Origin of the sequence: Streptomyces anulatus (genome assembly GCF_014650675.1) — a bacterium.
Taxonomy (GTDB): domain Bacteria; phylum Actinomycetota; class Actinomycetes; order Streptomycetales; family Streptomycetaceae; genus Streptomyces; species Streptomyces anulatus.
Genome location: NZ_BMVK01000005.1, coordinates 400,807 through 414,377, shown reverse-complemented (window position 1 = coordinate 414,377; position 13,571 = coordinate 400,807). Strand labels below are relative to the sequence as shown.

General features: G+C 72.0%; 12 protein-coding genes. 6 read left to right on the top strand and 6 right to left on the bottom strand.

Annotation, left to right across the window (positions count from 1 at the left end):
- Positions 1-113 precede the first annotated feature (113 nt).
- The gene (gcl, locus tag IE272_RS15940; protein ID WP_056698163.1) at positions 114-1,898 is read right to left on the bottom strand and encodes a glyoxylate carboligase; all 1,785 of its coding nucleotides are present in this window, start codon (positions 1,896-1,898) and stop codon (positions 114-116) included.
- Positions 1,899-2,158: 260 nt separating this feature from the next.
- On the opposite strand from gcl, the gene IE272_RS15935 reads away from it, so the two are divergent.
- The 3 genes from IE272_RS15935 to IE272_RS15925 all read left to right on the top strand — a co-directional run bounded on the left by IE272_RS15935 (position 2,159) and on the right by IE272_RS15925 (position 3,823).
- On the top strand, positions 2,159-2,869 hold the full coding sequence (locus IE272_RS15935) for a hypothetical protein (RefSeq protein ID WP_190007132.1): 711 nt from the start codon (positions 2,159-2,161) through the stop codon (positions 2,867-2,869).
- Between the two features lie 117 nt (positions 2,870-2,986).
- On the top strand, positions 2,987-3,616 hold the full coding sequence (locus IE272_RS15930; RefSeq protein ID WP_056698170.1) for a GNAT family N-acetyltransferase: 630 nt from the start codon (positions 2,987-2,989) through the stop codon (positions 3,614-3,616).
- A 9-nt stretch (positions 3,617-3,625) separates the two neighbouring features.
- Positions 3,626-3,823: a hypothetical protein gene (locus tag IE272_RS15925; RefSeq protein WP_056698173.1), complete on the top strand. Its 198-nt coding sequence runs from the start codon at positions 3,626-3,628 to the stop codon at positions 3,821-3,823.
- Between the two features lie 27 nt (positions 3,824-3,850).
- Here the strand turns inward: IE272_RS15925 and IE272_RS15920 are convergent, their stop codons facing one another.
- Together IE272_RS15920 and IE272_RS15915 are read right to left on the bottom strand one after the other, a co-directional pair.
- Positions 3,851-5,458 (bottom strand): AMP-binding protein, encoded by a 1,608-nt coding sequence (locus tag IE272_RS15920; RefSeq protein ID WP_190007131.1) that lies wholly within the window; start codon positions 5,456-5,458, stop codon positions 3,851-3,853.
- Positions 5,455-7,131 (bottom strand): AMP-binding protein, encoded by a 1,677-nt coding sequence (locus IE272_RS15915; protein ID WP_190007130.1) that lies wholly within the window; start codon positions 7,129-7,131, stop codon positions 5,455-5,457. Before IE272_RS15915 ends, IE272_RS15920 begins: the two co-directional genes overlap by 4 nt.
- Positions 7,132-7,260: 129 nt before the next feature.
- Between IE272_RS15915 and IE272_RS15910 the strand changes: the two genes are divergently transcribed.
- Complete coding sequence (locus IE272_RS15910; RefSeq protein ID WP_050357298.1) at positions 7,261-8,103, top strand: response regulator transcription factor; 843 nt, start codon at positions 7,261-7,263, stop codon at positions 8,101-8,103.
- A gap of 98 nt (positions 8,104-8,201) precedes the next feature.
- Here IE272_RS15910 and IE272_RS15905 read toward each other — a convergent pair whose 3' ends face one another.
- Positions 8,202-9,338, bottom strand: a complete 1,137-nt coding sequence (locus IE272_RS15905) for a winged helix DNA-binding domain-containing protein (protein ID WP_190007129.1) — start codon at positions 9,336-9,338, stop codon at positions 8,202-8,204.
- 120 nt (positions 9,339-9,458) lie between these two features.
- Between IE272_RS15905 and IE272_RS15900 the strand changes: the two genes are divergently transcribed.
- Entirely contained in the window at positions 9,459-10,337 is an 879-nt protein-coding gene (locus IE272_RS15900) for a DMT family transporter (RefSeq protein ID WP_050357296.1), read from the top strand.
- Between the two features lie 9 nt (positions 10,338-10,346).
- Here the strand turns inward: IE272_RS15900 and IE272_RS15895 are convergent, their stop codons facing one another.
- Entirely contained in the window at positions 10,347-11,384 is a 1,038-nt protein-coding gene (locus tag IE272_RS15895; protein WP_057666590.1) for a glutathione S-transferase family protein, read from the bottom strand.
- A complete protein-coding gene (locus tag IE272_RS15890) occupies positions 11,381-12,880 on the bottom strand; it encodes an MFS transporter (RefSeq protein ID WP_050357294.1) in 1,500 nt (499 codons plus the stop codon). The genes IE272_RS15895 and IE272_RS15890 overlap by 4 nt, the downstream gene beginning before the upstream one ends.
- 128 nt (positions 12,881-13,008) lie before the next feature.
- Here IE272_RS15890 and IE272_RS15885 point away from each other — a divergent pair, with 128 nt between their 5' ends.
- Positions 13,009-13,404, top strand: a complete 396-nt coding sequence (locus tag IE272_RS15885) for a VOC family protein (protein WP_032791032.1) — start codon at positions 13,009-13,011, stop codon at positions 13,402-13,404.
- Positions 13,405-13,571 lie beyond the last annotated feature (167 nt).

Genomic DNA, 13,571 nt, shown 5'->3' with positions numbered 1-13,571 from the left:
CGTCCACGCCGGACGAGCTGGGGCGGTGCGGGTGGAAGGGCCCGTACGCAACGACGCAGGCCCCCGCCCCGGAGCGGAATCCGGGGCGGGGGCCTGCGGTCGGTGCGGGTGGGTCAGGACGCCGTCAGGGGGCGGATCGCGGTGGGCGCGTGGGACGCGTCCGTGGCGATGTCCTCGAACTCGTTGACCGACGCGATGTCACTGCCGCTCATCGCGATGTTCGTGACCCGCTCCAGGATCGCCTCGACGACCACCGGCACCCGGAACTCCGCGGCGAGCTTCTTCGCCTCCTCGAAGGCCGGCAGCAGCTGGTCCGGCTCAGTCACCCGGATCGCCTTGCAGCCGAGGCCCTCGACGACCTTGACGTGGTCGACGCCGTAGACGCCCAGCTCCGGGGAGTTGAGGTTCTCGAACTCCAGGTTGACCTGGAAGTCGATGTCGAAGTTGCGCTGCGCCTGGCGGATCAGCCCCAGGTAGGAGTTGTTCACCAGGACGTGGACGTACGGGATGCGGTGCTGCGCGCCGACGGCCAGCTCCTCCAGCATGAACTGGAAGTCGTAGTCGCCGGAGAGGGCGACGACCGTGCCCTCCGGGTCCGCGGTGGCGACGCCCAGCGCGGCCGGGATCGTCCAGCCGAGGGGGCCCGCCTGGCCGCAGTTGATCCAGTGGCGCGGCTTGTAGACGTGCAGCATCTGCGCGCCGGCGATCTGGGAGAGCCCGATCGTGGTGACGTAACGGGTCTCGGGGCCGAACGCCCGGTTCATCTCCTCGTACACGCGCTGCGGCTTGAGCGGCACGTTGTCGAAGTGGGTACGGCGCTGGAGGGTCGCCCTGCGCTCCTGCGTGGACGCGGCCCAGGCGGAACGGTCCTTCAGCTCGCCCGCGGCCTTCAGCTCGCGCGCCACCTCGACGAAGAGCTCCAGCGCGGCCTTGGCGTCGGAGGCGATGCCGAGGTCCGGGGCGAAGATCTTGCCGAGCTGGGTGGGCTCGATGTCCACGTGGACGAAGGTGCGGCCCTGGGTGTAGACGTCCAGCTTGCCGGTGTGGCGGTTGGCCCAGCGGTTGCCGATGCCGAGGACGAAGTCGGACTCCAGGAAGTTCGCGTTGCCGTAGCGGTGCGAGGTCTGCAGGCCCACCATGCCGGCGTTCAGCTCGTGGTCGTCGGGGAGGATGCCCCAGCCCATCAGGGTCGGGACGACCGGGACGCCGGTCAGCTCGGCGAACTCCACGAGGAGTTCGGAGGCGTCGGCGTTGATGATGCCGCCGCCCGCGACGAGCACCGGGCGCTCCGAGGCGTTCAGCATCTGGAGCGCCCGCTCGATCTGCTTGCGAGAGGCCGCGGGCTTGTGGACCGGGAGGGGCTCGTACAGCTCGGGGTCGAACTCGATCTCGGTGAGCTGGACGTCGATCGGCAGGTCGATGAGGACCGGGCCGGGCCGGCCGGTGCGCATCAGGTGGAAGGCCTGCTGGAAGACGCCGGGGACCTGCGCGGCCTCCAGGACGGTCGTCGCCGCCTTGGTGACCGGCTTGGCGATCGACGCGATGTCGACGGCCTGGAAGTCCTCCTTGTGCAGGACGGCGGTCGGGGCCTGGCCGGTGATGCACAGGATCGGGATGGAGTCGGCGATGGCGGAGTACAGACCGGTGATCATGTCGGTGCCCGCCGGGCCCGACGTGCCGATGCAGACGCCGATGTTGCCGGCCTTGGCCCGGGTGTAGCCCTCGGCCATGTGGGAGGCGCCCTCGACGTGCCGGGCCAGCGTGTGCTGCACCCCACCGGAGGCCTTGAGGGCCGCGTAGAAGGGGTTGATCGCCGCACCCGGCACACCGAACGCGTTGCTGACGCCTTCGCGCTTGAGGATCTCAACTGCCGCTCGGGCAGCGGTCATACGAGGCATTGAGTGCTCCTGCTCGGGATTGGTGGAGTCGGGCTCTGTCGCGCCACCTGAGAGCACCAATTCCGCATTACGGAAATTCAGTTCTGCTATACGGAAGCAATCTAAAACGTGGGGCGACCCCCGTCAAGGGCGTGGACGCCCGCCCGCCCCTATGAAGTCCGCCAACCCCCTCCCCAGAGCCTCGCTCCTGGTGGACGATGGTGTGACGAGGGAGGCACGGAGCGCAGTCGGCCGCGCGTCCGTGCCGGAGGGAGACGATCGTGGAGTCCGTGCCGGTACGGTGCCCTGTCTGCAGCCGGGACCACGCCTACAGCACACCGGCCTACCCCTGCCCGTGCGGGACGCCCACCGCCCCGCCGCTGCTGCGGGACGCCCCGGCGGTCCTGGTCGGCCACCGCAGCTGGAACGACGTGTGGGTCACCGTTCGCTGCGCGTCCTGCGAGCGGGAGAACCAGTGGCCCCAGCCCGAGCTGTGCTGCCCGTGCGGGACCGTTCTGCGGATACCGGTGCGCCCGGTGGCCACCGGGCCTGCCCCGGCCGCGCCGGTCTCCCCCGCCCACATCCCCCTGCCGCGCACCGCCGCGCACCCACGCCCGGCCTTCCGGCCGATGACGATCCGCACGGGCCACGACGTGGTGAGCGCGGCCGGTCTCTATCTGACCTGGCTGGGCTTCCGCGACGTCGGCCGGCCCGGAGCCGGCCCGGCCTCCGGGATCGACCTGCGGGCGGACGGCCTGATCGCGCGGGTCGACTCCAGCACCCGGCCGACGACGCTGCGCGCGGTCGAGACCCTCTGGCTCAACGCGCTGGGCGCATCGACGACCGGGGTGTTCTTCTCCCTCGCCGGATACGCGACCGACGCCCGGGCCCGCGCGGACGGCGTCGGACTCCCGCTCTTCGTCATGGATCTCACCGGGGCCCCGCGGCCCGTGAACAGCCCTGCGGACGAACTGGTGAGCACGGGCGCCTGAACGTCGCCGTGCGCGAGAAGCCCTGGGGCTCCGGGAAGCGCGTGCCGGGCCATCGGCCGGACATCCTGATCCGGCCACCGCGTACCGGACCGGCGTCCGGCGCGGCACACTGAGTACATGCGTATCCGCTCCGCCAGACGCTCGGATCTACCGCTTCTCCAGGACATCGAGCGCGCCGCAGGGGAACCGTTCCGGGCCCTGGGCATGGCCTTCGTGGCCGACGACGATCCGCCCCCGCTCGACCTGCTGGAGAGCTACCGGCTGGCAGGCCGCTGCTGGGTGGCCACCGACCCCCTCTCCGCCACCGGCGACCGGCCGCTCGGCTATGTGCTCGCCGACCCCGTCGACGACGCCCTGCACATCGAGCAGGTCTCGGTCGACCCCGCCGCCGCCCGCCGGGGCATCGGCCGGGAGTTGATCGCCCACCTCGCCGCGCCGGCCGCGACCCGGGGCATGGCGGCACTCACCCTGACCACCTTCACCGATGTGCCGTGGAACGCCCCGTACTACGCCCGTATCGGCTTCCGGGTCCTGACCGAACGCGAACTCACCGAAGGACTGCGCGCGATCCGGGCCGAGGAGGCCCAGCACGGCCTGGACCGCTGGCCCCGCGTCTGCATGCGGCGCGAACTGGCCCCCACCGTCCGGCCGTCGGGTGCCACGGGGACCGTGAAGATTCCGCGTATGCCGGATACTTCGGGGGCCCCGGACACTTCGGAAGCCGTGGCTGTCAGTGGTGGCACGTAAGCTGTGCGCATGGCTTTACTCCCGGACAGCTCCCTCCCCGCAGACCGCCCCGCGCCCGCCGCCGAGCACGCCAACGAGGCCATCCGCGCGCTCGTCGACGCCTCCGGACAGGACTGGTCCGCAGTGGAGGCGGCGACCTACGAGGTGCTGCTCATCGAGTGGGCGGCGGCGACCCGGGGCGACCCCGACATCGTCGAAGCCGCCTGACCCGCCCGCCCGGCCCGCCCCCTCCGCTCAGTCCGCGTAGGCCTCGCGCAGTTCGATCTTGCGGACCTTTCCGCTCACCGTCATCGGGAAGGTCTCCAGGATCCGCAGCCTGCGCGGGATCTTGTAGTGCGCGAGCCGCTCACGGCAGTACGCGGCGATCTCCTCCAGAGTGGGCGGGTCGGCGGGGTCCCGGGGGATGACGCAGGCCAGGATCTCCTCGCCGTAGCGCTCGTCCGGCACCCCGACCACCTGGACGTCGGCGACCTTCGGATGGCCGTACAGGAACTCCTCGATCTCCCGTGGGTACACATTCTCGCCGCCCCGGATGATCATGTCCTTGATCCGGCCGACGACCTGGACGTATCCGTCCTCGCGCATCACCGCGAGGTCCCCCGTGTGCATCCACCGTCCGGCGTCGACGACTTCGGCGGTGCGGTCGGGCTGGTCCCAGTAGCCGAGCATCACGCTGTAGCCCCGGGTGCGCAGTTCGCCGGCGCTGCCGCGCGGCAGCGTGACGCCGGTGACCGGGTCGACGACCTTGATCTCGATGTGCGGCAGCGCACGGCCCACCGTGCCGGTGCGGCGGTCCAGGTCGTCGTCGCGGCGGGTCTGGGTGGAGACCGGGGACGTCTCCGTCATCCCGTAGCAGATGGACACCTCGGCCATGTGCATCTCGGCGACGACCCGCTTCATCACCTCGGCCGGGCAGGGGGAACCGGCCATGATCCCGGTGCGCAGCGAGGAGAGGTCGTACGCGGCGAAGTCCGGGAGATTCAGCTCGGCGATGAACATGGTGGGCACCCCGTACAGCGAGGTGCAGCGCTCCTGCTGGACGGCGGTCAGCACGGCGGCGGGCTCGAAGGAGGGGCCGGATATCACGATGCAGGCGCCGTGCGAGGTGCTGGCGAGGTTGCCCATCACCATGCCGAAGCAGTGGTAGAAGGGCACCGGCAGGCAGATCCGGTCCTCCTGGGTGTAAGCGATCGTCTCCCCGACGAAATATCCGTTGTTGAGGATGTTGTGGTGGGAGAGCGTCGCCCCCTTGGGGAAGCCCGTGGTGCCCGACGTGTACTGGATGTTGATCGGGTCGTCGCAGGACAGCTCCGCCTCGCGGGCGGCCAGTCGCTCCCGGGTGACGGCGGGCGCGGCGGCGGTCAGCTCGTCCCAGGACGGGTCGCCGATGTAGTGGACGGCGCGCAGGCCGGGGCAGTCGGCGCGGACCTGTTCGACGAGGGCGCGGTAGTCGCTGGTGCGGTGGGAGAGGGAGGCGACCAGCAGGGAGACGCCGGCCTGCTTGAGGACGAACTCCACCTCATGGGCGCGGTAGGCGGGGTTGATGGTGACCATGACGGCCCCGATCCGGGCCGTGGCGTACTGGACGAGCACCCACTCGGGGCAGTTGACCGCCCAGATGCCGACCCGGTCGCCCTTCGCCACGCCCGACGCCATCAGGGCGCGGGCCAGCACGTCGACGTCCGCGACGAATTCCGTGTAGGTCCAGCGCCGCCCGGAGGCCATGTCGACCAGCGCCTCGCGGTCGCCGTGCGCCGCGGCCGCCCGGTCGAGGTTGCGGCCGATGGTGTCGCCGAGCAGCGCGGTGTCACCGACGCCGTGTGCGTAGGACAGGCTGCTCACGTGAAGTCCCCCTCGACGAACTCGGCGCCGGATCCCAGGGCGGTGCGTTCGCGCAGCTCGATGCGGCGGATCTTGCCCGAGACGGTCTTGGGCAGGTCCGCGAACTCCAGCCTGCGGATGCGTTTGTACGGGGCGAGGACCGCCCGGGAGTGCTCGAAGAGGACCTTCGCGGTGTCCGGCCCCGGCTCCCAGCCCTCCGCGAGCACGACGTACGCCTTCGGGACGGAGAGGCGGAGCGGGTCGGGGGCGGGCACGACGGCGGCCTCGGCGACCGCCTCGTGCTCCAGCAGGGCGCTCTCCAGCTCGAACGGGGAGATCTTGTAGTCGGAGGCCTTGAACACGTCGTCGGCGCGGCCCACATAGGTGATGTAGCCGTCCGCGTCACGTGCGCCGATGTCCCCGGTGCGGTAGTAGCCGCCCGCCATCGCCTCGGCGGTGCGGTCCGGATCGCCGTGGTAGCCGGTCATCAGGCCGACGGGGCGGTCGGAGAGGTCGATAGCGATCTCGCCCTCCGTCGCGCCGGGCTGTCCCGTCACCGGGTCGAGCAGTTCGACGGTGAAGCCGGGGCTCGGGCGGCCCATGGAGCCGGTCTTGAGGAGCTGGCCGGGGGTGTTGGCGACCTGGACGGCGGTCTCCGTCTGGCCGAACCCGTCCCGGATGGTGACGCCCCACTCCCGCCGGACCGTCTCGATGACCTCAGGGTTCAGCGGCTCACCGGCCGCGACGACCTCACGCGGCGGGACCTTCAACTGGCTCAGGTCGGCCTGGATGAGCATGCGCCAGACGGTGGGCGGGGCACAGAAGCTCGTGATGCCCGAGCGGTCCATCTCGGCCATCAGCCGGCCCGCGTCGAAGCGGGTGTAGTTGAAGATGAAGACGGTGGCCTCGGCGGTCCACGGGGCGAAGAGGTTCGACCAGGCGTGCTTGGCCCAGCCGGGCGAGGAGATGTTCAGATGGACGTCGCCCGGCCTGAGCCCGATCCAGTACATCGTCGACAAGTGGCCCACGGGGTAGGACACATGGGTGTGCTCGACCAGTTTGGGGCTGGCGGTGGTGCCGGAGGTGAAGTAGAGCATCAGCGGCTCGTCCGCGTCCGTCTCGCGGCCCGGTGTGAACGCGGCGGACGCCTCGGCCACCCCCGCGTACGGCAGCCAGCCCGCCACCTCCTCGCCCACCGCGATCCTGGTGTACTCCCCGGGGACCTCGTCGAACTTCGCGGTGTCCGCGTCCCGCACCAGCACATGGCGCACCCGGCCGCGCTCCACCCGGTCGCGCAGGTCGGCCGGGCCGAGGAGCGGGGTGGCGGGGATGACGACGGCGCGCAGCTTCATCGCGGCGAGGGCGGTCTCCCACAGCTCGACCTGGTTGCCGAGCATCACGAGGATGCGGTCGCCCTCCCGTACGCCCTGTGCCTTCAGCCAGTTGGCGGCCCGGTCGGACCGTTCGGACATCGCCGCGAAGGACACCTCGGTGCGCCGGCCGTCCTCCTCCACGATGTGCAGGGCGGTGCGGTCGTTGTTCTCGGCGATGACGTCGAACCAGTCCAGCGCCCAGTTGAAGTGGTCCGCCCGGGGCCAGCGGAAGCCCGCGTACGCCCGCTCGTAGTCCTCGCGGTGTTCCAGCAGGAAGTCCCGGGCGGCCCGGAACGTCTCGGTAGCGCTGGTTGCCGACATGTGCCCTCCTCATTACGAACCGGTCGCCTAACATCATGTAAACAGTGACCCAGGTCTCACCACCCCCGGACGGGGGTGGTCCGCTCCCCCGTCCGGGGGACGGCACGGGCCGGGCGGAGGGGCGTCGGAGTGCCGGAACCGGTCGATGCGGTCGAGATGCAGGCAGCGCTGTTGAGGCTGCGCCGCACGAGCGGGCTTCCCGTGGTGTTCGGCGGCCTGCTGTCCGACGCGCGCCATGCGCGGATCGCCGAGCTGAACGGGGCGCAGACCAGTGCGCTGCGGGGTCTGGTCATCTCCGCCGGGAGCGGTCTGGGCGGCAAGGCCATCGCACTGTCCCGGCCGTGCGCGGTGACGGACTACGCCTTTTCCCGCCACATCAGCCACGAGTACGACGCGGCGGTGGCGGCGGAGGGGCTGCGCTCGGTCGTCGCGGTCCCCGTCGTCGTACGGCGCGCGGTGCGGGGCGTGCTGTACGGGGCGCTGCGCACGCCCGTCACGCTGGGCGACCGGACGTTCGACGCGATGGTGGCGGCGGCCCGTGACGTGGAGCAGTCGCTCGCGGTGCGGGACGAGGTGCGGCAGCTGCTGGCGGCGGGCCGGGCGCAGGTGACCGATCCGGACGCGGCGCCCGGGGCCTGGGAGGACGTGCGCGAGGCCCATCGTGAACTGCGAGCGCTGGTCCCGAGGGTCGTCGATCCGGCACTGCGTGACGAGCTCCTGGAAGTCTGCGGGCGGCTGGCCTCGGCGGCGGGGCCCAAGGTGCCCGCGGCCCGGGAGGTCCGCCTCGCGCCGCGCGAGCTGGATGTGGTGGCGTGTGTGGCGGCGGGCGCGACGAACGCGGCGGCGGCCCAGCGGCTGGGGCTGCGACCGGAGACGGTGAAGGGGTATCTGCGGTCCGCGATGCGGAAGTTGGGGGCGCACACGAGGCTGGAGGCCGTGGTGGCGGCCCGCCGGGCGGGGCTGCTGCCCTGACCTCGATGCCTGCCCGGAGGGCCGCCGGAGTCCGGAGTCCGGCCGGGCTCCCGCAGTTTCGGTCGGGCTCCGTAGTCCGAGCGGGCTCCGCAGTCCGGTCAGTCCCCGTAGTCCAGGAAGGTGCCGAACCGGACGTCGTGGTCCGTCGCGTCCGCCATCGCGGCCAGCATCCGCGCCGCCTCCTCGGTGATCTCCGTGCGCTCGTCGCGGACCAGGTTCCGGAGCGGCTGGACGGTCAGGATCGCGGTGCCGCCCTCGCGTTCGACGCGCCAGACCGCGTCGAAGAACCCGTCGATCAGCACGGACCCGTACGCCTGGTTGCCCACCCCGTTGCGCCCCTTGTTCACCGCGGGGATCACCCGGGTGCGGTCGGCGTGGCCGAGGAGGAGGTTGTCGAACTCGGGCAGGAAGCGCGGCGGGGCCGGGGTGCCGGGGTCGGGGCGCGGGGCGTCCGGGAGGTCGAAGAGCTCGACGCCCCTCTCGTCCCGGAAGGTGAGCAGCCGGGGCCTGAGCCGTTCGAAGACCTCCTTCGTACGGGTGAGCCCCGCCCAGGCCTGGAAGTCCATCACCGAGGCGGGGCCGAACGCGCCCAGGTAGCGCAGCACGGTGGCGTCGGGTGCGGGCACCGGTTCGGCGGGCCGGCCCAGCCAGTGCTCGACGGTGGTCAGGGCGACCTGTCCGCCGCGTCCCCACATCCCACGCGGGGTGACCTGGACCAGGGGCAGCAGACAGCGGGCGGCGACGGTGAGCGCGAGGGGGTCGGCGTCCGGCCAGTGGGCGAGGAGCTCCTCCCGCAGCTCCTTCACCGGGCGCGGGCGCTCCACGACCAGTTCCTCGGCCACCGCCGCGAGCCGGTCCAGGTCCACCCCTTCCAACCCGCGCCGGAAGTTCTTCAGCTCCCGCTCGCGCGCCGCCTGCACCAGGGGGCGCAGGGTGAGCGCGTCGTCCGCCGTATGGGTGTGGAGGGTGGAGCGGAGGGTGACGATCCGGACCACCTCGCGGGACTCCATCAGGGCGGACAGCTCCCCGGGGTCGAAGTCCGTGAGCCGGGCGTACAGCTGGAAGTACGGGGGCTTGGTGTTCTGGGCCTGGAGGCCGAGGAGGTGGGCGACCGCGTCCTTCGCGGACATCGCCGACCGGCGCAGCAGGAGCTGACGGTCCAGGGTCGCCCGGTTCAGTGCGCGGGTGGAGAGGACGGTGGGGTGTGCGGCGGTGCGGTGCGTCTTCGCTGCCATGGGCCGCACGTTACCGGGGCTTGCGGACAGCTACGGTCCGCAAGTGGTGGCGGGCGTGCGTTAGGCCCACCGGACCCGTGCGCCGAGCGCCCCGGCCGGGCCCGGCTCCATGATGAACCGGTGATCAGTGTCCTGTTCGCCGTCCTCACCGCGCTCAGCAACGGTTCCGCCTCGGTGCTCCAGCGCCGGGCGGCGATGCGGGTGCCCGACAGCGAGGCGATGCGGCTCTCCCTGATCGGTCACCTCCTGCGGCAGAAGGTGTGGCTGGCGGGGATCGGGCTGGTGATCGTGGCGGCCGTCTGCCAGGCGGTCGCCCTGGCCACCGGGCCGATCGCGGTGGTCCAGCCGATCTTCGTGATCGAGCTCCCGGCGACGCTGCTGATCGCCGGGCTCGTGATGCGGGTCCGGGTGGACCGGGCCGTCTGGTACGGCGTCACGGCCGTCACGGCCGGTCTCGCGCTGGGCATGGCCTCGGCGGCGCCGGTCGGGGGCAGCGACACGGTCCGGGACGCGGCGTGGATTCCGGCGCTGGTGCTGACCGGGCTGTTCGAGGCGGCGCTGATCGGGGCGGCGCTCCGGACGCGCGGCAACCCTCGGGCGGCCCTGCTGGGGCTGGCCGCCGCGTGCGGTTACGCGTTGACGGCCGCGCTGATGAAGGACGCGATGGCGAACCTCGACGACGGCGGGGCCCTCGCGCTGCTGGCGTCCTGGCAGCTGTACGCGACGGCGGCGGCCGGGGTGGGCGCCCTGTTCCTGCTCCAGAACGCCCTCCAGGCGGGCAGTCTGGTGGCCGTGCAGCCGATGCTCACCCTGGGGGACGCGCTGATCAGCATCCTGTACGGGGTGACGCTGTTCGGCGAGGAGCTGCGGACCGGCTGGTGGCTGCTGCCCGAACTGGCGGCGCTGGCCCTGATCGCCGCGGGGTGCGTGCGGCTGGCCCGTACCCCGCTGGCGGCGGGCACGCTCGCACCGCAACCACCACCGCCCTCGCCTCGGTGAACGCCCGGGTCAGGCGGCGGCCACGGGGGTGACGCGCTCGCCCGGGGGCACGGGGCCCGGGGGTGTGCCGTCGCCGAACGGGCGCCCGCCGAGCTGTTCGCGGTGGTGCGGAGCGGTCCAGCCGGAGAGGTCGGGGCCGACGGGGACGATGCCGGTGGGGTTGATGCCCGTGTGCACCTGGTAGTAGTGCCGCTTGATGTGGTCGAAGTCGACCGTGTCGCCGAATCCGGGCGTCTGGTAGAGGTCGCGGACGTAGCCCCACAGGACGGGGTCCTCGGTCAGCTTGTTCCGGTTGCACTTGAAGTGGCCGTGGTAGACGGAGTCGAAGCGGACCAGGGTGGTGAAGAGCCGGATGTCGGCCTCGGTGATGGTGTCGCCGACCAGGTAGCGGCGGTCCGCGAGGCGGGCGGAAACCAGGTCGAGGCGGCGGAACAGGGCGGCGTACGCCTCCTCGTACTCCTCCTGGGAGCTGGCGAATCCGGCCTTGTAGACGCCGTTGTTGACGTCCCGGTAGATGCCCTCCATGACCTCGTCGATCTCCGCGCGCAGCGGTTCGGGGTAGAGGTCGGGGGCGCCGGGCCGGTGCAGGGCGGTCCATTCGGTGGCGAGGTCGAGGGTGATCCGCTGGTAGTCGTTGGTGACCAGCTTCCCGCTCGGTACGTCCACGATCGCGGGCACGCTGACGCCGCCGGGGTAGCCGCGCTCCCGGGCGTCGTAGGCCTCGCTGAGATAGCGGATGCCGAGGACCGGGTCCTCGCCGCCCGGGTCGAGGGTGAAGCGCCAGCTGCGGTCGTCCTGGATCGGGTCGGCGACGGCGAGCGACAGCGCGTCCTCCAGCCCGAGGAGCCGCCGGGAGACCAGCGCACGGCTCGCCCAGGGGCAGGCGCGGCTGACGACGAGCCGGTAGCGGCCGGGCTCCACGGGCCATCCGTCGCGTCCGTCGGCGGTGACGCGGTCGGCGAAGTGGCTCCGGGACCGCTTGAACGGCTTGTGGCCGTAGGAGGTGTTGCCGTCGGTCCCGGCGCTGTCCGCTGTCGTGTCGTTCATACCGTGCTCCTCGATGCGTCGCTCGGTTCGTGTGCCGTACGTCGTCTGCCCCGTCGGTCGGCTCCGACATCGGCCAGCGCCACGATCAGGGCGGCCAGCACGAAGGCGACGGACACGACGAGCCCGTGGTCGTAGGCGTCGGCCCAGCCGTCCGGGCCGACCTGGGCGAAGAACACCGCGCCGACGGCGGCGATCCCGATCGCGGAGCCGACCCGCTGGCCGGTCTGCAGGGTGCCGCCGGCGCTTCCGGCCCGGTTCACCGGCACCTCCGCGAGGGTCAGGGTCTGGTTCGGGGCGATGACCAGGCCGCTGCCCAGGCCGGCGAGGAGCAGCGGGGCGGCCATCGCCCAGCCCGCGTCGGTGCCCGGGACCAGGTGGACGGCGAGTGCGGTGCCGGCGAGGCCGAGCGCGACCATGGCCAGGCCCACCACCACGAGGGGGCGGCCGAAGCGCCCGACGAGCCGGCCGCCGATGGACGCGGCGACGCCGGAGCCGAGGGCGAACGGGGTGATGGCGAGTCCGGCCACGAGGGCGGAGTAGCCCAGGCCGGACTGGAGGTAGAGGGTCGTGACGAAGAAGATCGAGGTGAACCCGGCGAAGTAGAGCAGGATCAGCAGGCAGCCCAGCCAGTAGGAGCGCAGCCGGAACAGCGACAGGTCCAGGACCGGGTGGGTGCGTCCGCCCGTGCACCGTGCCTCCCAGATCACGAACGCGGCCAGCAGGGCCCCGGCCAGGACGAGCAGCAGCCACTTGCCGTTGCCGGGCCACTGCTGGGCCTGGACGAACGGCAGCAGCAGCGCCAGCACCCCGGCCCCGAGCAGGGCGACGCCCACCGGGTCCAGGTCGCGTGGCCTCACCCGGCCGGCGGACGGGGTGTCCGGGAGCAGCCGGTGGGCGAGCAGGAGGCAGACGGCGCCGAGCGGGAGGTTGACGTAGAAGACCCAGCGCCAGCCGTGGTCCGGTCCGGCGGCCTGGATGAGCAGGCCGCCGAGCAACGGGCCCACGGCCGTGGAGATGCCGACGACCGTGCCGAACATGCCGAAGGCCCGGCCGCGCTCGCGCCCGGAGAACATCTGCTGGATCAGGGCGGAGATCTGCGGGGAGATCAGACCGCCCGCGACGCCCTGCACCAGCCGGGCGATCACCAGCCACATGCTGGACTGGGCGGCCCCGCAGGCGGCGGAGGCCAGGGTGAAGAGGGCGAGTCCCGCCATGAAGACCGCCCGGCGGCCCCGCGCGTCGCCCAGGCGCCCGGCGGGGATGAGGAAGAGCCCGAAGGCGAGCGCGTAGCCGGAGAGCACCCATTGGAGGTCGGACTCGGGGGTGTTCAGGCCCTCCTTGATCGAGGGGAGGGCCACGTTGACGATGGAGACGTCCAGCAGGGTCATGAAGCCCGCCACCAGGCAGACGGCCAGCGCCTGCCAACGCCGGGGGTCGGGGCCGCCGGGGTCGGCGTCGCGCCCGGCCGGACCGGGGTGCGCCGCGCTCTGAGCCATGGTTCGCACCTTAGGTCGCGTGCGGTGTTTCCTCACCCGGGACGCGTCCGCGCCGGTGGCACGGATTCCGGTTTTGCGGCCGGGCCCGGTGCGGCGTGTCCGCGCCCGGCGGGGGTACTCGTTCCCGCATGACTGTGGAGAAAACGAGCGTCCTCGTCCTTGACTGCGCAGAGCCCATGGAGCTGGCCGAGTTCTACGCCGGTCTGCTCGACGCGGAGATACGGATCGGCTCCGACCCCGATTTCGTCGAGATCGTCGGCAACGACGGCGTCCGGCTGGCGATCCGCCGCGACCACGGCTACGCCCCACCGAGCTGGCCGCGCCCGGAGGACTCGCAACAGGCTCATCTGCGGATCCTGGTCGGCCCCGAGAACATCGACGAGGCCGAGCGGGAGGCGATCGGGCTGGGCGCCCGGCCCGTCGACACCGGCGACAGCAACAGCGGCCCCCGGGACGTGAGGGTGTACGGGGACCCCGCGGGCCATTCGTTCTCGCTGGCGGTCTATCCGCTGCCACAGGGCTGAGCGACCCGGGAGGACCGGGCGGCACACCGACATACCGGCGCACAAGGGTGCGCGCGTGGCGGGAGGGTCCCAACAGGCCCTTCCGCCACGCGTGTTAATAGGCAAGAAAGTTTACCAACGCTGTTGACGACAATTGGAAGGAAGCTTTACTTTCAGTTCTGCCGACA

What these genes read in the sequence shown, in the direction of transcription:
- gcl (WP_056698163.1), bottom strand. Translation starts at nt 1,898, where the DNA reads ATGCCTCGTATGACCGCTGCCCGAGCGGCAGTTGAGATCCTCAAGCGC.
- IE272_RS15930 (WP_056698170.1), top strand. Translation starts at nt 2,987, where the DNA reads ATGCGTATCCGCTCCGCCAGACGCTCGGATCTACCGCTTCTCCAGGAC.
- IE272_RS15925 (WP_056698173.1), top strand. Translation starts at nt 3,626, where the DNA reads ATGGCTTTACTCCCGGACAGCTCCCTCCCCGCAGACCGCCCCGCGCCC.
- IE272_RS15915 (WP_190007130.1), bottom strand. Translation starts at nt 7,131, where the DNA reads ATGTCGGCAACCAGCGCTACCGAGACGTTCCGGGCCGCCCGGGACTTC.
- IE272_RS15905 (WP_190007129.1), bottom strand. Translation starts at nt 9,338, where the DNA reads ATGGCAGCGAAGACGCACCGCACCGCCGCACACCCCACCGTCCTCTCC.
- IE272_RS15895 (WP_057666590.1), bottom strand. Translation starts at nt 11,384, where the DNA reads ATGAACGACACGACAGCGGACAGCGCCGGGACCGACGGCAACACCTCC.
- IE272_RS15890 (WP_050357294.1), bottom strand. Translation starts at nt 12,880, where the DNA reads ATGGCTCAGAGCGCGGCGCACCCCGGTCCGGCCGGGCGCGACGCCGAC.
- IE272_RS15885 (WP_032791032.1), top strand. Translation starts at nt 13,009, where the DNA reads ATGACTGTGGAGAAAACGAGCGTCCTCGTCCTTGACTGCGCAGAGCCC.